The 19839-nt window shown below is 57.2% G+C and carries 15 protein-coding genes; 9 read left to right on the top strand and 6 right to left on the bottom strand.

The window, feature by feature from the left end; all coding sequences use genetic code 11:
* The first annotated feature begins 13 nt into the window (after positions 1-13).
* The 6 genes from pip to infB all read left to right on the top strand — a co-directional run bounded on the left by pip (position 14) and on the right by infB (position 7347).
* Positions 14-991 carry a prolyl aminopeptidase gene (gene pip, locus AC2FLX_RS03460; protein ID WP_480750116.1) on the top strand — a complete coding sequence of 326 codons (978 nt, stop codon included), beginning with the start codon at positions 14-16 and terminating at the stop codon, positions 989-991.
* A complete protein-coding gene (locus AC2FLX_RS03455; protein ID WP_496811229.1) occupies positions 988-1809 on the top strand; it encodes an ABC transporter substrate-binding protein in 822 nt (273 codons plus the stop codon). Before pip ends, AC2FLX_RS03455 begins: the two co-directional genes overlap by 4 nt.
* Positions 1810-1979: 170 nt before the next feature.
* On the top strand, positions 1980-2573 hold the full coding sequence (gene rimP, locus AC2FLX_RS03450) for a ribosome maturation factor RimP (RefSeq protein WP_480750114.1): 594 nt from the start codon (positions 1980-1982) through the stop codon (positions 2571-2573).
* Positions 2573-4189 (top strand): transcription termination factor NusA, encoded by a 1617-nt coding sequence (gene nusA, locus AC2FLX_RS03445; protein WP_480750113.1) that lies wholly within the window; start codon positions 2573-2575, stop codon positions 4187-4189. Before rimP ends, nusA begins: the two co-directional genes overlap by 1 nt.
* Before the next feature lie 22 nt (positions 4190-4211).
* Positions 4212-4841, top strand: coding sequence for an RNA-binding protein (locus tag AC2FLX_RS03440; RefSeq protein WP_480750112.1), 630 nt, complete (start codon positions 4212-4214; stop codon positions 4839-4841).
* 4 nt (positions 4842-4845) lie between these two features.
* A complete protein-coding gene (gene infB / locus AC2FLX_RS03435) occupies positions 4846-7347 on the top strand; it encodes a translation initiation factor IF-2 (RefSeq protein ID WP_480750111.1) in 2502 nt (833 codons plus the stop codon).
* Between the two features lie 370 nt (positions 7348-7717).
* Here infB and mutT read toward each other — a convergent pair whose 3' ends face one another.
* Genes mutT through AC2FLX_RS03420 form a run of 3 tightly spaced genes read right to left on the bottom strand, consistent with a single transcriptional unit; the run spans position 7718 to position 10197 of the window.
* The gene (gene mutT / locus AC2FLX_RS03430) at positions 7718-8116 is read right to left on the bottom strand and encodes an 8-oxo-dGTP diphosphatase MutT (protein WP_480750110.1); all 399 of its coding nucleotides are present in this window, start codon (positions 8114-8116) and stop codon (positions 7718-7720) included.
* On the bottom strand, positions 8113-9339 hold the full coding sequence (argJ, locus tag AC2FLX_RS03425; protein ID WP_496811228.1) for a bifunctional glutamate N-acetyltransferase/amino-acid acetyltransferase ArgJ: 1227 nt from the start codon (positions 9337-9339) through the stop codon (positions 8113-8115). Before argJ ends, mutT begins: the two co-directional genes overlap by 4 nt.
* Positions 9340-9345: 6 nt before the next feature.
* Positions 9346-10197, bottom strand: coding sequence for a foldase protein PrsA (locus AC2FLX_RS03420; protein ID WP_480750108.1), 852 nt, complete (start codon positions 10195-10197; stop codon positions 9346-9348).
* Between the two features lie 175 nt (positions 10198-10372).
* On the opposite strand from AC2FLX_RS03420, the gene secA reads away from it, so the two are divergent.
* The 3 genes from secA to AC2FLX_RS03405 all read left to right on the top strand — a co-directional run bounded on the left by secA (position 10373) and on the right by AC2FLX_RS03405 (position 15700).
* Positions 10373-13078, top strand: a complete 2706-nt coding sequence (gene secA / locus AC2FLX_RS03415; protein WP_496811227.1) for a preprotein translocase subunit SecA — start codon at positions 10373-10375, stop codon at positions 13076-13078.
* Positions 13079-13204: 126 nt separating this feature from the next.
* Positions 13205-14116, top strand: coding sequence for a hypothetical protein (locus AC2FLX_RS03410; protein ID WP_496875375.1), 912 nt, complete (start codon positions 13205-13207; stop codon positions 14114-14116).
* 24 nt (positions 14117-14140) lie between these two features.
* The gene (locus tag AC2FLX_RS03405) at positions 14141-15700 is read left to right on the top strand and encodes a phosphate ABC transporter substrate-binding/OmpA family protein (RefSeq protein WP_496811225.1); all 1560 of its coding nucleotides are present in this window, start codon (positions 14141-14143) and stop codon (positions 15698-15700) included.
* A 9-nt stretch (positions 15701-15709) separates the two neighbouring features.
* Here AC2FLX_RS03405 and radC read toward each other — a convergent pair whose 3' ends face one another.
* The 3 genes from radC to dnaK form a co-directional block, all read right to left on the bottom strand.
* Positions 15710-16465 (bottom strand): RadC family protein, encoded by a 756-nt coding sequence (radC, locus tag AC2FLX_RS03400; protein WP_496745511.1) that lies wholly within the window; start codon positions 16463-16465, stop codon positions 15710-15712.
* A gap of 114 nt (positions 16466-16579) precedes the next feature.
* Positions 16580-17728 carry a molecular chaperone DnaJ gene (gene dnaJ / locus AC2FLX_RS03395; protein WP_480750103.1) on the bottom strand — a complete coding sequence of 383 codons (1149 nt, stop codon included), beginning with the start codon at positions 17726-17728 and terminating at the stop codon, positions 16580-16582.
* Between the two features lie 75 nt (positions 17729-17803).
* On the bottom strand, positions 17804-19711 hold the full coding sequence (gene dnaK / locus AC2FLX_RS03390; RefSeq protein WP_480750102.1) for a molecular chaperone DnaK: 1908 nt from the start codon (positions 19709-19711) through the stop codon (positions 17804-17806).
* Positions 19712-19839: the final 128 nt, after the last annotated feature.

Genomic DNA, 19839 nt, shown 5'->3' with positions numbered 1-19839 from the left:
ATATAGGCCCATAATGGACAAGTACCCGGACCAAAAGCGCGCAGTACAATATCTCTATCCGCCGGTTGAACCCTTTGACCAGCGAATGCTCGATGTTGGCGACGGGCATCGTATCTACGTGGAACAATGCGGCAATCCCAGCGGTATTCCGGTCGTGATTCTTCATGGAGGCCCAGGCGGGGGGTGCAGCCCTGCGATGCGACGGTATTTCGACCCTTTGGTGTATCGGGTGATTCTCTTTGACCAACGGGGGTGCGGGCGGTCGCGTCCTCATGCCGCTGTTGAGCACAACACGACATGGCATCTTGTCTCCGACATCGAACGAATTCGCCGCGATCTTGATATCGACAACTGGATTGCCTTTGGTGGCAGCTGGGGGGCGACTCTGGCTCTGATCTATGCGCAAACCCATCCCGAGCGTGTGACTCGCCTGGTTCTGCGCGGCGTGTTCTTGATGACCCAATCCGAACTTGATTGGTTCTATGGTGGCGGTGCAGGCAAGTTCTGGCCAGAACCTTGGCAGAAATTCATTTCACTTCTGTCGGATAATGAACAGAACGACGCTATCAGCGCCTATCACAAGCGTCTGTTCTCAGGCGACCGGGCAACCGAAATCCTTTATGGCCGCGCCTGGTCGAACTGGGAAAACGCGCTGGCTTCGATTCATACCAATGGCGTGACAGGTGAAAGCCCCGGGGATTATGCCCGCGCCTTTGCCAGACTGGAGAATCACTATTTCCTGAACAATGGTTTTCTGGAATTCGATGGTCAGATTCTGGCCAATATGGATCGAATCGCCCATATTCCCGGCCATATCGTTCAGGGACGTTACGACATGATCTGCCCGCCCACTTCAGCGTGGAACCTCAGCGAAGCCTGGCCAAACGCCGAGCTTAGAATGGTCCGCAACGCGGGCCACGCGTTGTCCGAACCGGGCATCAGTGCTGAACTTGTCCGCATAATGGATAGCGTTGCGGAGGGTGTGGCATGACCCGAATCGACCGCCGTGCATTGTTTGCCTCGGGTGCCGCCGCCGCGCTGCTGGCTGCGACTGGCGTATCTCATGCGGGATTACCCAAGTCAGGCGGCACTATGCGACTGGCTGTTCCCCGCGATGACAGTCTTGAACAGATCGTCCGAGGCGCCGTATTCGACACGCTGACCGAAGTCGCACCAGACGGGACCTTGCGTGGAGAACTCGCAAGCGGTTGGCAAACGGATTCGGCGGCTCAGGTCTGGACGTTCGATTTGCGTGACGACGTGATCTTCCATGATGGCACCCCACTGCACGCGCAAGACGTGTCGGGAACACTGGCCAATTTCGGTCATGTTGAAGTTCTGGCCCCGAATCGCCTGCATCTTGAACTTGTCGAGGGCAATCACGGCCTACCCTTCGTGCTTGCCGATAATCGCTATGCCATCACACGTGTGGGACAAAGTGTTTCACCGCTTCACGATGCAAACGGCACCGGTTGCTACCGGGTCGAACGAGCGCAGGATGGGCGCCATTTTCTGGGGCGCAAGGTGGCCGGACATTACAAGGCTGGCCGTGCCGGATGGGCCGATGCAATCGAGATCATCGTGATCTCCGACCCACGCGTTCGCGCCGAAGCGTTGCAGGACGGGTATGTTGATGTGGCCGCTGCGCCTTTGCCCGACGGTCTGCGCAGTCGCCGCAGCTTGCACTTTTTCCCATCAGACAGGGATATGGCGCTGGCCGCTGGCCCAAACGTAGGTATTCCCCGCCAGATTGGCACACGATGCGACCTCGACGACGGTCGCATCGCCGAGCGATGGTGGCTGATGTAGGTTTTCGGCTTTCTGACTTCAATTAATTCGGCTTGGATCAAGGCGGGGGTTGCGGATTCGTTTTCCTGCGCGTATATGCCCTTGCAACAGCGGCGCGTCGGGCCAAAGGCTCGGGGCTCCACCGATTAAGATCGACGGGCCGCGCGCCCGTTTTTTTGTGTTTGGACGACATGACCAACGACCTGATTGCAAAAGCCGCCATCGACCGGCGACTGGCCGAGATCATTTCTCCCGTGATCGAAGATCTGGGATTTGAACTTGTCCGCATTCGCCTGATGAGCGGCAAGACGACCACACTTCAGATCATGGCCGACAAGCCTGACGGCGGAATCGAAGTGGACGATTGTGCCGAGATTTCGAACGCGGTCAGCGCCACACTGGACGTCGAAGACCCGATCCTTGACGCCTACACGCTTGAGGTTTCCAGCCCCGGTATCGACCGGCCCCTAACCCGACTCAAGGATTTCGAGATGTTCGAAGGCTATGAGGCCAAGCTGGAAACCGCCGAACTGATTGACGGCCGCCGCCGCTTCAAAGGTGAACTGGCCGGCGTCGAAGGCGACGAGGTTTTGATCAACATCCCACAGGATGGCGAGACCATCACCATCGGCCTACAGTTCGACTGGCTGAGCGATGCCAAGCTCGTGCTGACCGATGACCTGATCAAGGAAATGCTGCGCCAGCGCAAAGCAAGCGGCGCCCTTAACGAAGACCAATTCGACGAAATCGTGACCGAAGCAGGGTCCGAAGAGGAGACGAACTGATGGCAATCACTTCTGCAAACCAGCTGGAGCTGTTGCAAACCGCCGAGGCCGTGGCCCGCGAAAAAATGATCGACCCCGGTCTGGTGGTCGAGGCGATGGAAGAATCCCTCGCCCGCGCCGCCAAGAGCCGATATGGCGCCGAGATGGACATTCGTGTGTCAATCGACCGCAAAACCGGCAAAGCGACGTTCACCCGCGTGCGCACAGTGGTCGCCGATGACGAGCTTGAAAACTATCAGGCCGAGATGACCGTAGAACAGGCGCGTCAGTATATGGAAAGCCCCGAAATCGGCGACGTCTTTGTCGAAGAGGTGCCGCCGGTCGAGATGGGTCGAATCGCCGCGCAATCGGCCAAGCAGGTGATTCTGCAGAAAGTCCGCGAAGCAGAGCGGGACCGCCAATACGAAGATTTCAAGGATCGCGCAGGCACCATCATCAACGGTGTCGTCAAGCGCGAAGAATTCGGCAACGTCATAATCGACCTGGGTGGGGCCGAGGCTGTTCTGCGCCGCAACGACAAGATCGGGCGCGAAAGTTATCGCCCGAATGATCGCGTCCGCGCCTATATCAAGGAAGTCCGCCGCGAACCACGCGGGCACCAGATTTTCCTTTCCCGCACCGCACCGGAGTTCATGGCCGAGTTGTTCAAAATGGAAGTGCCGGAAATTTATGACGGCATCATTGAGGTCAAGGCCGTGGCCCGTGACCCCGGGTCCCGCGCCAAAATTGCCGTGATCTCATATGACGGTTCGATCGATCCGGTCGGTGCCTGCGTTGGTATGCGCGGCAGCCGGGTGCAGGCCGTAGTGAACGAACTGCAGGGAGAAAAGATCGACATCATCCCGTGGAACGAAGATCAGCCAACGTTTCTGGTGAATGCGCTGCAGCCCGCCGAGGTTTCCAAGGTGGTTCTGGACGAAGAAGCTGGCAAAATCGAAGTTGTGGTTCCTGAAGAGCAACTGAGCCTCGCCATCGGTCGCCGTGGTCAGAATGTGCGTCTCGCCAGCCAACTGACCGGTCTGGACATCGACATCATGACCGAAGCCGAGGAATCGGCTCGCCGTCAGAAAGAATTCGAGGCGCGTACCACACTGTTCGTGGAAAGCCTCGATCTGGACGAGTTCTTTGCCCAGCTTTTGGTCTCCGAAGGATTCACCAACCTCGAAGAGGTTGCCTATGTCGAGTTGGACGAACTGCTGGTCATCGACGGTGTCGACGAAGGGACCGCCAACGAATTGCAGGCTCGCGCCCGCGACTATCTGGAGGCACAAGCCAAGGCGGCACTGGATAGTGCCCGCGAATTGGGCGCTGAGGACAGCCTTATTGAATTTGAGGGACTGACGCCCCAGATGGTAGAAGTACTGGCAAAGGATGACGTGAAAACACTCGAGGATTTTGCCACTTGCGCCGACTGGGAACTGGCTGGCGGCTGGACCACGGTTGACGGACAGCGTGTCAAGGATGACGGTATTCTGGAACCCTTCGGTGTGTCGCTGGAAGAGGCTCAGGATTTGGTGATGACTGCCCGCGTCATGTTAGGCTGGGTTGATCCTGCCGATCTCGAAGCCGATGGCCAAGAAGACGATGAACTTTCTGAAGAGGAGGCCGAGGCCTGATCTCAGGCCTTGGGTGGCGCTCATGGGTCGCGGTGGCGTCCATAAGGATCGTTCGGAGGGGCCCGAGCGGAAGTGCATCGCCACGGGCGAGGTTCAACCTAGGTATGGGTTGATACGGTTCGTGGCGTCGCCTGACGGTCAGGTCTTTCCTGACGTCGCGGGCAAGTTGCCCGGTCGGGGCGTGTATGTGGCTGCGGATCGGGCTGCTTTAAAGCAGGCGATCAGCAAGAAACTGTTCAGCCGCGCGTTCAAGGCACAGGTCAAAGCCTCGGATGACCTTATCAACGAGGTCGAACGCCAAATATCGCGACGCGTGGTCGAACTGATCAGCCTCGCTCGGAAATCGGGCGACGCGGTGGCTGGCTATGAGAAAGTTAAGACCTGGCTCGACAAGGAAGAGGCGCAGGTTCTGCTTCAGGCAGCCGATGGGTCCGGGCGTGGCAAATCGAAATTGAGCACGCCGCACTTTGGAAAATACATCGGTTGGCTCACGGCTGACGAATTGGGCATGGCATTTGGACGCCAAACAGTGATACATGCGGCGCTGGCCTCTGGTGGACTCGCCAAACGTGTTGTAGAGGAAGCGCAACGCTTGCGTGGTGTGCGCGAAACGGATGACGGCGGCAACGGGGCCGCTCGGAAGGGTAAGTAGCTTTATGAGCGATAATGACGGCAAAAAGACATTGGGTCTGCGTGGCGGGGCGCGCCCCGGGAATGTGAAACAAAGTTTCAGCCACGGACGGACCAAGAATGTCGTGGTGGAAACCAAACGCAAACGCGTGGTGGTCCCCAAGCCGGGTGCGACCAAACCGGGTGCCAGCAGCGCTGCATCTGCGGGTGATCCTTCGCGGCGCCCTGCCGGGATTTCGGACGCCGAGATGGAGCGACGCCTGAAGGCACTTCAGGCCGCAAAGGCCCGCGAGGCCGAAGAAGCCGCGCAGCGAGAGGCCGAAGAAAAAGCCCGTGCGGAAGAGCGTGAACGCCGCCGTGCGGAACAAGAGGCCAAGGAACGCGAACAGCGCGAGGCCGAAGAAAAGGCTCGCCAGAAAGCCGCAGACGAAGAACGTCAGCGGCTGGAAGCCGAAGCGGCCGCCAAACGCGCGGCGGCAGAGGCCGCTGCGGCCAAAGAAGCGCCCAAGGCCAAAGCGCCTGCGCCCAAGCAAACCGCGCCTGCCGACGACTCGCGCCGGAGTGGCGCGGCTGACCGCGATCGCGATCAACGCAACACGCGCGGCAGCAAAGGCCGCGACGATGGCCGTCGCTCCGGTAAGTTGACCCTCAATCAGGCTCTCTCAGGCGGCGAAGGCGGGCGTCAGCGCTCGATGGCCGCGATGAAACGCAAGCAGGAGCGTGCGCGTCAAAAAGCGATGGGTGGTTCGGTCGAGCGGGAAAAGGTGATCCGTGACGTTCAACTGCCAGAGGCCATCATGGTTTCCGAACTGGCCAACCGTATGGCCGAACGGGTCTCGGATGTGGTCAAGGAACTCATGAAAATGGGCATGATGGTCACGCAGAACCAGACCATTGACGCCGATACCGCCGAACTGATCATTCAGGAATTCGGCCACAACGTTGTGCGCGTCTCGGATGCGGATGTCGAGGACGTCATCGCTGATATCGAGGACGAAGAACAGGATCTCCTGCCACGTCCACCGGTGATCACCATCATGGGTCATGTGGACCACGGCAAGACCTCGCTGCTGGATGCAATTCGCAACACCAAGGTCGTCTCGGGCGAGGCCGGGGGAATCACCCAGCATATCGGCGCCTATCAGGTGGAAACCAACGACGGTGTTATTCTGACCTTCCTCGACACACCAGGCCACGCCGCCTTTACCTCGATGCGTTCGCGCGGCGCGCAGGTAACGGACATCGTGGTGCTGGTGGTGGCTGCGGATGACGCGGTGATGCCGCAGACCGTCGAGGCGATCAATCACGCCAAGGCGGCCAAGGTGCCGATGATCGTGGCGATCAACAAGATCGACAAACCCGACGCGAACCCGATGAAAGTTCGCACCGACCTGCTGCAACACGAAGTGGTTGTCGAAGCGATGTCGGGTGAAGTCCAAGATGTCGAAGTGTCCGCCATGACCGGTCAGGGTCTGGATGACCTACTCGAAGCGATTGCATTGCAAGCCGAGATTCTGGAACTAAGGGCCAACCCCGACCGCGCCGCCCAGGGCGCCGTGATCGAAGCGCAGCTTGACGTGGGCCGCGGTCCCGTCGCGACCGTTCTGGTTCAGAAAGGTACGCTGCGTCAGGGCGATATCTTCGTTGTGGGTGAGCAATACGGCAAGGTCCGCGCACTGATCAACGACAAGGGTGAGAGGGTGAAAGAGGCGGGTCCGTCGGTACCAGTTGAAGTTCTGGGCCTCAATGGCACGCCCGAAGCAGGCGACGTTCTGAACGTAACCGAGACCGAAGCGCAGGCCCGCGAAATTGCCGAATACCGCGAACAAGCCGCCAAGGACAAACGCGCTGCGGCCGGAGCCGCGACCACACTGGAACAGTTGATGGCCAAGGCCAAGGAAGACGAAAACGTCTCGGAACTTCCGATCCTGGTGAAGGCGGACGTGCAGGGTTCGGCCGAGGCCATCGTCCAGGCGATGGAAAAGATCGGTAACGACGAGGTTCGCGTACGCGTTCTGCACTCTGGCGTTGGTGCAATCACCGAAACCGACATCGGCCTGGCCGAAGCATCTGGTGCGCCAGTCTTTGGTTTCAACGTCCGTGCCAATGCTTCGGCACGAAATACCGCAAACCAGAAAGGCGTCGAGATCCGCTACTACTCAGTGATCTACGACCTTGTGGATGACGTGAAAGCGGCCGCATCTGGCCTGCTGAGCGCCGAAATCCGCGAAAAGTTCATCGGTTACGCCGAGATCAGGGAAGTGTTCAAGGTTTCCGGCGTCGGCAAAGTTGCGGGCTGTCTGGTGACCGAAGGGGTAGCACGCCGCTCGGCCGGCGTCCGTCTGCTGCGCGACAACGTGGTCATCCACGAAGGGACGCTCAAGACGCTCAAGCGTTTCAAGGACGAGGTGGCCGAGGTTCAGTCAGGTCAGGAATGCGGAATGGCATTCGAGAACTACGACGATATCCGCTCCGGCGATGTGATCGAAATATTCGAGCGTGAAGAAGTTACCAGAACGCTCGATTGATACGACATGAACTGACAAAAAACGGCGGTCCATTGTGGCCGCCGTTTTTTTGAGAGGACGTCGCGTGTCGCTCTCACGTGAGTGGTGTATTCTGCCGCATTCAAGTCGATGCCGCGACAGGTCGCCCGAAATAAAGCTTCTTCTCTACGCGTACCACGATACGCCCATCTGCCAATTTTCGAACAAATGTGCCTTGCACGAAAACGCAACTTCCCAGTGCAATTGTCCGCAACATGCCCAATCCTCCCCAAAAAGGAATAAGACTCATCATACACGAAAAATCGAATGTAAAAATTAAATTGTTATCCCATAAGGTTAATTTTTCAGCAGCCTGATCAAACGAACTCGCGCGATGTGATAGTATTGGATTTTACAACCAGTCCCGCAAAATTGAAATCAAAGGGACATCCGCAGGCGGCATCGGGTAACTACGCAACTCGTTGGCTCGCACCCATTTCAGCGCCTGTCCCTCTTGTGCCCGCGGGGTGCCCTGCCATTTCCGACAGGCGAACAAGGGCATCAGTAAGTGAAAGTCGTCATAACTGTGGCTGGCAAAAGTCAGTGGGGCCAAACAAGAAGCCCAGGTGTTGATACCCAGCTCCTCTTCCAACTCGCGGATCAGAGCGGCTTCGGGGGTTTCCCCGACTTCAACCTTGCCCCCGGGAAACTCCCAAAGACCGGCCATCGACTTACCTTCCGGGCGCTGCGCCAACAGCACCCGCCCATCCACATCAATTAGCGCAACGGCAGATACCAATACCGTTCTCACGAGCGATAATCCGCGTTGATTTCAATATAACCGTGGGTCAGATCACAGGTCCAAATCGTTGCATTACCGTCCCCCAATCCCAGATCGACGCCGATCACCAGTTCCTGACCTTTCATATATGCCGCTGCGTCCGCCTCGCGGTAGTTAGGGCTGACCCACCCTTTTTCGGCCACTAGAATATCGCCAAATGAAATGCTCAACAGGTCCCGGTCTGCTGCTGCCCCAGACTTACCGATGGCCATGACGACGCGGCCCCAGTTCGGGTCCTCCCCCGCTATCGCCGTTTTGATCAGCGGAGAATTTGCGATCGCCAATCCGTGCACCTTTGCATCAGCGTCCGAGGCGGCGCCTGTTACACGAATCTCGACAAATTTGGACGCGCCTTCGCCATCCCTGACTACTTGTTGCGCCAGATCCAGCATCACTGCCTCAAGCGCCTCGGTGAACCCGGGGTTTCCGGTAGCATCAGCTCCTGACGCACCGGTAGCGCACAGCAAAAGGCTGTCCGAAGTCGAAGTATCGCTATCCACAGTGATACAGTTGAAGGTGCGATCGGTAATCTCACCCAGCATCTGCTGCAAGACGGCCTGTTCCACCTTTGCGTCGGTAAAGATGTAGACCAGCATCGTTGCCATGTCCGGCGCGATCATGCCCGACCCCTTGGCAATTCCCGCAATTTTGACCATCTTGCCGTCGATCCCGACGGTCCTGCTGGCACCTTTTGGGAAAGTGTCGGTGGTCATAATTGCCGTGGCTGCATCCTCAATTGCATCAGGGCTGAGGGCCGCATTCAGATCTTCCAGTTTTGCCACGATCCGCTCATGCGGCAGCGGTTCACCGATCACTCCAGTCGAGGACGTGAAAACTCGAGATTCAGGAACCCCTGTCGCGTCTGAAACCGCCTTGGCCACCTCGGCCACCGAGGTTTGTCCAAAATGCCCGGTAAAGGCATTGGCATTGCCGGAATTGACCAAGATCGCGGCCGGTCCATCGCTTGCTCCACCAATCTTGGTCTGACAATCCAAGACCGGGGCGGCACGCGTTGCTGACCGGGTAAATACGCCCGCAACCGACGTGCCGGCGTTCATCACCGCCAGCATGACATCGGTCCGTCCCTGATACCGTACACCCGCGGCAGCAGTTGCAAACCGAACGCCCGCGATGACCGGCAAATCCGGAAAGCTGCTCGGGGCGAGTGGCGAGACTTTAGTGATCTTTGCCATGGCGGCTTACTCCTGCACCAGATCCAGTTGTTTCAGGACGTCCGGCGTCACACCGTCCAAGGGCTGGCGCTCTATGGTCGCCGCATCCGTCAATTCGTCCAGGCGCGCCTGAATGGCTTCCTGCTGGATTTTGGATGCAAGCTCTCCGCGCACCGCTTCCAGTTCCGGTGCTTCCGCCTTGCGCTGATCATTCAGCGTCACGATATGCCAGCCGAACTGGGTTTGAACCGGTTCAGAGATCTGCCCTTTTTCCAAAGCGACAACAGCCTGTTCGAATTCGGGAACCATGGCGCCCGGGCCGAACCAGCCCAATTCACCGCCATTCGGGCCGGAGGGGCCGGTTGATTTCGCCTTGGCGGTTTCCGCAAAGTCCGCACCACCGTCCAGATCGGCCTTGACCGCCATGGCCTCTTCTTCGGTTTCCACGAGGATATGTGAGGCATTGTATTCATCGCCGCCGAACCCGTCGCCGTATTCGGCGTCATAGGCGGCCTGAACCGCCTCTTCACTCAAGGCCGAGCGCAGGATATCCTCGATGGTTTCCGCTGCAAGTAGCGAACGCCTCTCATTTTCCAGCGCAATCGCCACCTGCTTGGGAAGCTCGCCATTCTGCTGTTGTTTCAAAAGCGTCTGTTGAACAAGCTGGTCGAGGATGGCATCGTACAGAACCTGATCCTCAAGCTCCAGATACTGCCTCGGCAGCGTCGCACGCGCGATGATCATGTGGCCCAAAGTGATTTCATCCCCATTGACGACTGCCACCACCGTGTCGGCGTCAGTTGTCGTCTCGGCGATCAGAGGCAGGGCCAGGCCGACGGCAAGCGCCAGAGATGGCAGAAATGTGAGGCCTTTGGGCATTGAATCATCCTATTTCTTTGCCGCGACGGTGCGTGGCGTTGACACTCTACGGCCTGCCGCTTACATCGCTTGAAGCCTTGGACAGGACCGCCTTTCACCCCCCGTATCTATGGGTTGCGCGCAGGGCGGGCAAGCCTGTCGGAACCACGACAAGAACAGATCCGCTGGAGTGAACATGCTGGGACTCGGAACGCTCGCCAAAAAGGTGTTCGGAACGCCGAACGACCGAAAGATCAAGGCGACACGCCCGCTGGTCGAAAAGATCAACGCGCTGGAAGCGGAGTTCGAAAAACTCTCGGATAACGACCTGAAATCGAAAACAGAAGAGTTGCGCAAACGAGCGCTGGATGGCGAAAAACTGGACGACCTGCTGCCCGAAGCCTTTGCTAACGTGCGCGAAGGCGCCAAACGGGCTTTGGGTCTCAGGGCGTTCGACGTACAACTGATGGGCGGGATCTTTCTCCATCAGGGCAATATCTCGGAAATGAAGACGGGTGAGGGAAAGACTTTGGTCGCGACTTTCCCCGCCTATCTGAACGCGCTGGCCGGCAAGGGCGTTCATGTGGTGACTGTCAACGAATACCTTGCCAAGCGCGACGCTGAATGGATGGGTAAAGTGTTCGGCATCCTCGGCATGACCACCGGTGTCATTTGGTCGGGACAGGCCGATGCTGACAAGCTGGCCGCCTACGCCTGCGATATTACCTATGCGACAAACAATGAACTCGGCTTCGATTATCTGCGCGACAACATGAAAGCAGATTTGAATGAAGTTTATCAAAAACACCACAATTTCGCGATCGTGGACGAAGTGGACTCGATCCTGATTGACGAAGCACGGACACCTCTGATCATTTCCGGCCCCTCACAGGACCGATCCGACCTTTACACCGCAATCGACGCCTTGATCCCGTCGCTACAGGACGATCACTATTCGCTGGACGAGAAATCTCGCAATGTGACCTTTACCGATGAAGGCAACGAATTTCTTGAACAGCTCCTGCTGGATCGCAACCTGCTGCCCGAGGGACATTCGTTATACGATCCAGAAAGCACGACCATTGTGCATCACGTCAACCAGGGCCTGCGCGCGCACAAGCTTTTCCAGCGCGACAAGGACTATATCGTGCGCGACGGTAACGTTGTTCTTATTGACGAATTCACCGGCCGTATGATGCCCGGCCGGCGTCTGTCTGATGGGCTTCACCAAGCCATCGAAGCCAAAGAGGGTGCACAGATTCAGCCCGAGAACGTGACGCTCGCCAGTGTCACTTTCCAGAATTTTTTCCGCCTGTACAACAAACTGAGCGGTATGACCGGCACCGCGTTAACCGAGGCTGAGGAATTTGGCGAAATTTACGGTTTGGGCGTGGTCGAGGTCCCCACGAACAAGCCCATCGCACGTGAAGACAAAGACGATCAGGTCTATAGAACCGCGCCGGAAAAGTACGCCGCCATAATCGAACAGATCAAAAAAGCGAACGAGAAAGGGCAACCTGTACTGGTCGGAACGACGTCAATCGAAAAATCGGAGATGCTCAGCCAGATGTTGAGCAAGGAAGGCATCGGACACAATGTCCTGAACGCTCGCCAGCACGAGCAGGAAGCCCAGATCGTGGCAGATGCCGGTCGATTGGGCGCAGTGACCATCGCCACGAATATGGCAGGCCGCGGAACCGACATCCAATTGGGCGGCAATGTCGAGATGAAAGTGCTCGAAGCTATCGCCGCCAATCCCGAAGCCGACCCAGCCGAACTGCGCACTGCCGAAGAAGCGCGTCACGCTGAAGAAAAGAGAAAGGTTCTTGACGCCGGCGGCCTGTTCGTCATGGCGTCGGAACGACATGAAAGCCGCCGTATCGATAATCAGTTGCGCGGTCGTTCAGGCCGTCAGGGCGATCCCGGACGCACGGTTTTCTACCTCAGCCTCGAAGATGACCTGATGCGCATCTTTGGTTCGGAGCGTTTGGACAAGGTGCTGACCACGCTGGGAATGCAAGAGGGCGAGGCGATCATCCATCCATGGGTGAACAAGTCGCTCGAACGCGCCCAGGCCAAGGTCGAAGGCCGCAATTTCGATATGCGCAAGAACGTTCTGAAATTCGACGACGTGATGAACGATCAGCGCAAGGTGATCTTCAACCAGCGCCGCGAAATCATGTCGTCCGAGGATTTGTCCGAAATCGTTTCCGATATGCGCGAACAGGTTATCGACGATCTGATCGACGAGTTCATGCCACCCAAGACATATGCCGATCAGTGGGACACAGATGGCCTCCATTCTGCCGTCATTGAAAAGCTTGGTGTCGACGTCCCCGTCCAGAGTTGGGCGGCAGAAGAAGGTGTCGATGATGACGACATTCGCGAGCGCCTGATCAAGACCACCGACGAGATGATGGCCAAGAAGGCCGTGGATTTCGGCCCCGAGAATATGCGCAACATCGAAAAACAGGTGCTTCTGCAAACCATCGACACAAAGTGGCGTGAACACCTTTTAACGCTGGAGCATCTGCGGTCAGTGGTTGGGTTCCGTGGTTATGCACAGCGCGATCCGCTGAATGAATACAAGAACGAGAGTTTCCAACTGTTCGAAAGCATGCTGGACGGATTGCGGGAGGCGGTGACACAGCAACTGTCCCGCATTCGCCCTCTGACCGAGGAAGAACAACGGCAGATGCTGGCGCAATACGCTGAACAGCAGGCGCAAATGCAAAAGGCCGCCAAACAGGCAGAAGCGATTGCCGAAGCTCAGGCTTCGGGTGATCCCCGCCCTGGATTTGTCGAAGACGATCCGGAGACTTGGGGCAACCCATCGCGCAACGATCAATGCCCTTGTGGGTCCGGAAAGAAATTCAAGCATTGCCACGGGCGGCTGACCTGACGCCCGCCCTGAAACGGACAAAATTACTCCCAAAGGCGGCCATAGATTGGCCGCCTTTTTTGACGACTTTGATTTCCGCTCCGGAAACAAAGGGGATGTCCAATGGAGCTTTGGAGAAGACTAATTATGATTGGCGGAACCGTCGGCTGTGCGCTGGCGACCGGCTATTTCATGCAAAAAAGCGCCGACCGGGATTACAGTTCTGAGCCCTCGGCGCGCACCGCTTCGTTGCTGCCGCTCGAAAGCACTTTAAGCCAAAACATTCAGGTCAAGGCCCTGAAAAAAATCTCTTTGACCTCTGTTGACGCCAAGACCGAAGCGTCTGAACCTGAGCAGACCTTGGGTAATGAAAAGCGAGCCAGACCAGCGTCGCCAGTGAGTTGCAAGGTCACGGCTAATGCAGAACCTGCACCTCTGGCAAACGCGACGCTCTTTGTTAACGCACCTTGTCACAAAGGCGAACGGTTGACGGTTCATCACAACGGGCTGATGTTTACCGAAAAAACCGATACCCAAGGCCGGTTGACCGTAACGATCCCGGCAATGTCGGAAAGAGCGATATTCATTGTTGAGTTTGCCAACAACAAAGGCTCGGTTGCCTCAACCGTGATCCCAGATCTCAAGGCCTATGATCGTGTTGCTTTGCAATGGCGGGGAGGTCCCGATCTGCAGTTGCACGCGTTAGAGTTCGGTGCCGCCTATGGTGAAGACGGGCATGTCTGGGCCAACGAGAGTTCACATGGATTGGGCAACACCGATCGGCTTGGCAATACAACCTTGAGCGACGCACAGTTGGTCGAGGTGTATTCATTTCCTTCCAGAGGCACAAAGAAATCTGGCACCATCGAGATGACAGTCGAAGCTGAGGTCACAGAAGAAAACTGTGGACGCACGTTGAACGCTCAATCCTTCATGATGCATGGTGACGACTCAATGACCTCACGCGACCTGTCGGTATCAATGCCGGATTGTTCGTCTGTCGGTGATTTTCTGGTGTTGAATAATCTGTTTCAAAACCTGAAGATCGCGGCCAAATAGGCAACAGGCGACATCAGGTATCACATGACTTGGCTTCGTGCGGCGACAATCGCCGCACTTACATATTGCATATCCATGGATGGCGCTTTTGCGCAGGACATCACGTTGATTTCCCACGATGGTAAAGTTTCTGTTTCCGGCGCTTTTCTGGGCTTCGACGGCGAATTCTATCGTATTCAGACGCAGTTCGGAGAACTTACTGTGGACGGGTCAGGCGTCACCTGTGATGGCCCGGCCTGCCCCAATCTAACCGAGTACGTAGCCGAAATCGTCCTGTCTGGCTCGGCCACAATGGCGGAATCCCTCCTGCCCCCTCTGGTCGAAGGTTTTGCCGCGCGCAATGGTTTGCGAACGAAACGCGAAACACAGGACGAAACAAGTTTTGTCTATAGCCTGTTCCAGCCGCGCCGTTCAGCTCCACTTGCGAGGTTTACATTTCACGTCAACACCACAGACGAGGGCTTCGCTGATCTTCTCGCCTTGGAGGCCGATATTGTGATGGCATTGCGCGAGGTTCGGCCCGATGAACACCAGAGGATATCCGAAACCGGCCTCGGTGATCTGAACGATCCTGCTCGCAGCCTCGTTTTAGCCTTGGACGCGATGGTTCCCGTAGTGTCCTCGGAAAACCCTATTCAGAGTATTTCGACCTTTGACCTCGCAAGGGTATTCGCTGGCCGTATTACAAACTGGGTCGAACTTGGCGGCCCGGACGCTCCGATTTCTCTGCACTTGCCGGTCTCCGGCTCAGGTCTGGCACAAGCAGTTGAGGACAAGTTGCTCAAGCCTGCAGGATTACAAGTCGCCTCGTCGGTGCAACGCCATGGACGCGGCAGCCAATTGGCGCATGCAGTGGCGTCGGATCCGTTCGGCCTCGGTATGACAAGCTTTGCTGAGACCGGATCGACGCGCGCATTGACTCTAACGGGAAAGTGCGGATTTTCCTTGTCTGCTTCGCGTTGGAGCATAAAAACCGAAGACTATCCACTGTCCTCGCCGATGTTCCTTTATCTCCCCGCGCGGCGATTGCCCAAGATCGCCCGCGATTTTTTATCCTATGCCAAAAGCCCTGCTGCGCAAATCGTTATCCGTCGCGCCGGTTTCGTCGATCAAACGGCCGAACACATTCGCTTGGGCGCGCAGGGCGATAGGTTGGCAAACGCCATTTCGGCGGCCGGGGACGAAGTCACTCTGCAAGAAATGCAGAGGTTGATATCCACGCTGGCTCCGATGCAAAGGCTGACCATTTCGTTCCGGTTCGAGACGGGATCAGCCCGCCCCGACGCGCAATCTCGCTCCAACATCCTTCAATTTGCCAAGGCGCTGGAAACCGGATCGTATGACGGGCGCGAACTTTTCTTCATTGGCTTCAGCGATAGCGAAGGGTCGGCCGCTGCTAACACCCGTATCGCACGCAGGCGCGCGGATTCGGTTCGCAGAGCCGTTCTTTCGGCGATTGAAACTGCGGTGCCGGATAACGTGAAAATCGAAGTAGACGCATTCGGTGAGGCGCTGCCAATGGCATGCGACGACAGCGACTGGGGAAGAAAGGTGAACCGCCGGGTCGAGGTTTGGGTCAAGTAGCCTGCTCGGTTAGAGATATCCGTCAGCACGGAAACTTAGTTCGACCGATTTTCCGATGATCAGATGATCATGCAGGGTCAGCCCCAGCGCCACGCATGCATTCTGAATCTGCCGTGTCATATCGATATCCGACTGTGAGGGAGTCGGGTCACCCGACGGATGATTGTGAACAAGGATCAGTGCCGAGGCATTCAGTTCCAGCGCACGTTTCGCCACCTCCCGCGGATAGACCGGAACATGGTCGACGGTGCCGCTCGCCTGCTCTTCATCCGCGATCAGAACGTTCTTGCGATCCAGGTAGAACACCCGGAACTGCTCAGTCTCCCGATGCGCCATAGCCGTATGGCAATAGTCCAGCAAAGCATCCCAACTGGAAATAACTTGCCTCTGCATCACCCGCGCCCGCGCCATACGATGAGCGCTCGCTTCCAGGATTTTCAGGTCGGTGACAATGCTGTCACCAACCCCCTTAACGGCTCGCAATCGATCAACCGGTGCTGACAGTACTCGGCTGAAGTCGCCGAAAGTATCCAGCAACAGCCGGGCGAGCGGCTTTACGTCCTGCCTCGGGACAGAGCGAAACAAGATCAGCTCCAGCAACTCATAGTCTGGCATGGCCGCCGCGCCGCCGGTCATGAACCTCTCACGCAGCCGCTTTCGGTGATCTTTGATATATGATGGCAGCCGTCCAAGCTGTAGTGGCACCGCTTGCGCTTCATCCATGTCAAAAAGCATGGGAGACTCGTGAAGTGAATCCTGTGTCATCCAAACAGGTTGACGCAGAACCGGTTTCTGAGAAGTTAACAGCCTTCCACTACCGATCAACTCATCCCAGAAGAACGATATTTTGCGCCTCCCGCCTGAGAGCAAACTTCAGGTCTAGCCCTTCATCCCGTCCCAAAAGGATTTCACCGAGGAAAAGAAGCTTTTTGTCTCGGGATTGTTATCATCTGCCAGTTCATCAAACTCACGCAACAATTCCTTTTGGCGGCTGGTCAGGTTGACCGGCGTCTCGACCGCCAGTTCGATCAGCATGTCTCCGATACCACCCCCACGCAATGCAGGCATGCCCTTGCCTCGAAGGCGCATCTGGCGACCCGATTGGCTGCCAGCCGGGATCTGCACGCGACCACGCCCGCCATCGATGGTCGGTACTTCGATCGCGCCGCCCAGCGCTGCCTTGGACATACTGACAGGCACCCGGCAATAAAGGTTCACGCCGTCACGTTCGAACAGCTTGTGCTGGGTCACTTCGACAAAGATATAGAGATCACCCGGAGGACCGCCACGCATTCCGGCCTCACCCTCGCCCGCCAGTCGGATGCGGGTGCCAGTTTCAACACCAGCCGGGATATTGACGCTCAGCGCACGCTCTTTTTCGACGCGACCTTGACCGTGGCAGGATTTGCACGGGTTCTTGATGATCTGCCCCATGCCAGCGCAAGTAGGGCAGGTGCGTTCAACGGTAAAGAATCCCTGCTGCGCGCGAACCTTTCCCATACCGGAACAAGTCGGACACGTTGCGGGTTCGACACCGCTTTCTGCGCCAGTGCCTTCACATGACGAACAGGCCACTGCCGTGGGAACGTTAATCGTGTTTTGCAGGCCCGAATACGCATCTTCCAGCGATACCCGCAAGTTATAGCGCAGGTCCGAACCACGTGCGGCGCGACGTCCGCCGCCACCGCCTCCACGACCGCCCATGAAATCACCGAACAGGTCGTCAAACACATCGGAAAACGCACTGGAAAAGTCGCCCGAACCGAAACCGCCGCCCGGACGCCCACCGCCGCCCATACCGTTTTCGAACGCGGCATGCCCAAACCTGTCATAGGCCGCCTTTTTGTCGGCGTCCTTCAGTACTTCATAGGCCTCGTTGGCCTCTTTGAATTTCGCCTCAGAATCCGGGTTGTCCTTATTTCGGTCCGGATGAAACTCCTTGGCCTTTTTGCGATAGGCCTTCTTGATTTCATCCGCCGCAGCGCCCTTGGACACACCGAGCACTTCGTAATAGTCACGTTTTGACATCCGATATCCCTTCTGCCTCAACGAATTCGGGCCGGCCCGGCAACCGGACCGGCCCGTCTTGGCCCGGTTTACCCGTTAGTTACGCTTGTCGTCATCCAGATCTTCGAACTCGGCATCCACGATGTCGTCTGCATCCGGACCCGCATCCGCCGCAGCCGGTTCGTCATCGGAGTCTTCCATCTGCGACTTATATATGGCCTCGCCCAACTTCATCGCGGCTTCGGTCACGTTCTGAATGCCAGATTTGATCTTGTCGGCATTGTCAGTTTCGATCTCGTCTTTCAGCGCCGCAATGGCAAGTTCAATCGCCTCGATGGTGGTCGGGTCGACCTTGTCGCCATGCTCTTCCATCGACTTCTCGGTCGAGTGAATGAGGCTTTCAGCCTGGTTCTTGGCTTCGACCAGTCCTTTGCGGGCCTTGTCAGCCTCTGCATTTTCCTCGGCGTCCTTGACCATCTTTTCGATGTCCTCGTCGCTGAGGCCACCCGATGCCTGAATGGTGATTTTCTGTTCTTTGCCGGTACCCTTGTCTTTGGCCGACACGGACACAATGCCGTTGGCATCAATGTCGAAGGTCACCTCGATTTGCGGCATTCCACGCGGTGCGGGCGGGATGTCTTCAAGGTTGAACTGGCCGAGAATCTTGTTGTCTGCGGCCATTTCACGCTCACCCTGGAACACGCGAATGGTAACGGCGTTCTGGTTATCCTCGGCAGTCGAGAACACCTGGGATTTCTTGGTCGGGATCGTGGTGTTGCGGTCGATCAGGCGGGTAAACACACCACCCAGCGTTTCGATACCCAGCGACAGCGGGGTCACGTCCAGCAGAACCACGTCCTTTACATCGCCTTGCAGAACACCAGCCTGAATAGCAGCACCCATTGCAACGACTTCGTCAGGGTTCACACCCTTATGAGGCTCTTTGCCAAAGAACTTGGTCACCTCTTCGATGACCTTGGGCATGCGGGTCATACCGCCGACCAGGACCACTTCGTCAACATCGGCTGCCGAGATGCCCGCGTCTTTCAGGGCCGCTTGGCAGGGTTTAATCGACTTCTTGATCAGATCACCCACCAGCGATTCCAGCTTGGCGCGAGTCAGCTTCATGACCATGTGCAGTGGCTGGCCGTTCGAACCCATCGAGATGAAAGGTTGGTTGATCTCGGTTTGCGAGGTCGACGACAATTCGATCTTGGCCTTTTCAGCCGCCTCTTTTAGGCGCTGCAGCGCCATCTTGTCTTTCGACAGGTCGACACCGTGTTCCTTTTTGAACTCGTCGGCCAGGTAGTTGACGATGCGCATGTCAAAGTCTTCACCACCCAGGAAGGTGTCACCGTTGGTCGACTTAACCTCGAACAGGCCGTCGTCGATTTCCAGAATGGTCACGTCGAAGGTACCGCCACCAAGGTCATAGACCGCGATGGTTTGGGTTTCCTGCTTGTCCAGACCATAGGCCAGCGCGGCAGCCGTCGGTTCGTTGATAATCCGCAGTACTTCCAGCCCGGCGATTTTGCCGGCGTCCTTGGTGGCCTGCCGCTGCGCGTCGTTGAAATAGGCGGGAACTGTAATGACCGCCTGCGTGACTTCCTCACCCAGATACGATTCCGCGGTTTCCTTCATTTTGCCCAGCGTGAAGGCCGAAATCTGGCTTGGGGAGTACTTTTCGCCGCGGGCGTTGACCCATGCATCACCGTTGCCACCATCAACGATGGCATAGGGCACCATTTTCTTGTCTTTTTCGACTTCTGCGTCGTCGACCCGGCGACCGATCAGGCGCTTGACGCCAAAGATGGTGTTTTCCGGGTTGGTGACCGCCTGACGCTTTGCGGGCTGCCCAACCAGTCGCTCGTCTTCGGTGAAGGCGACGATCGAAGGCGTGGTCCGCGCCCCTTCGGAGTTTTCGATAACCTTCGGTTGCGATCCGTCCATGATGGCAACGCACGAGTTGGTGGTGCCGAGGTCAATACCGATTACTTTTCCCATGTGTTCGATCCCTTTCTCTTCAAGGCGATGTCCCGGGGCCCGAACCCGTTACGGCATCCCGGCCCCGATCAGTGGTGCGCGACGGCACTACACCATCGCGCGTCCCGGCGTATATAAGGGCCGAAATG

The sequence above is a fragment of the Ruegeria sp. YKSF57 genome, from assembly GCF_059612585.1.
This window is presented reverse-complemented; position numbering and strand designations above follow the sequence as displayed.

Bases quoted from the DNA above. Each gene is read 5' to 3' on its own strand.
- pip (WP_480750116.1), top strand. From the start codon at position 14: ATGGACAAGTACCCGGACCAAAAGCGCGCAGTACAATATCTCTATCCG.
- AC2FLX_RS03455 (WP_496811229.1), top strand. From the start codon at position 988: ATGACCCGAATCGACCGCCGTGCATTGTTTGCCTCGGGTGCCGCCGCC.
- rimP (WP_480750114.1), top strand. From the start codon at position 1,980: ATGACCAACGACCTGATTGCAAAAGCCGCCATCGACCGGCGACTGGCC.
- nusA (WP_480750113.1), top strand. From the start codon at position 2,573: ATGGCAATCACTTCTGCAAACCAGCTGGAGCTGTTGCAAACCGCCGAG.
- AC2FLX_RS03440 (WP_480750112.1), top strand. From the start codon at position 4,212: ATGGGTCGCGGTGGCGTCCATAAGGATCGTTCGGAGGGGCCCGAGCGG.
- infB (WP_480750111.1), top strand. From the start codon at position 4,846: ATGAGCGATAATGACGGCAAAAAGACATTGGGTCTGCGTGGCGGGGCG.
- argJ (WP_496811228.1), bottom strand. From the start codon at position 9,339: ATGGCAAAGATCACTAAAGTCTCGCCACTCGCCCCGAGCAGCTTTCCG.
- AC2FLX_RS03420 (WP_480750108.1), bottom strand. From the start codon at position 10,197: ATGCCCAAAGGCCTCACATTTCTGCCATCTCTGGCGCTTGCCGTCGGC.
- secA (WP_496811227.1), top strand. From the start codon at position 10,373: ATGCTGGGACTCGGAACGCTCGCCAAAAAGGTGTTCGGAACGCCGAAC.
- AC2FLX_RS03410 (WP_496875375.1), top strand. From the start codon at position 13,205: ATGATTGGCGGAACCGTCGGCTGTGCGCTGGCGACCGGCTATTTCATG.
- AC2FLX_RS03405 (WP_496811225.1), top strand. From the start codon at position 14,141: ATGACTTGGCTTCGTGCGGCGACAATCGCCGCACTTACATATTGCATA.
- radC (WP_496745511.1), bottom strand. From the start codon at position 16,465: ATGACACAGGATTCACTTCACGAGTCTCCCATGCTTTTTGACATGGAT.
- dnaJ (WP_480750103.1), bottom strand. From the start codon at position 17,728: ATGTCAAAACGTGACTATTACGAAGTGCTCGGTGTGTCCAAGGGCGCT.
- dnaK (WP_480750102.1), bottom strand. From the start codon at position 19,711: ATGGGAAAAGTAATCGGTATTGACCTCGGCACCACCAACTCGTGCGTT.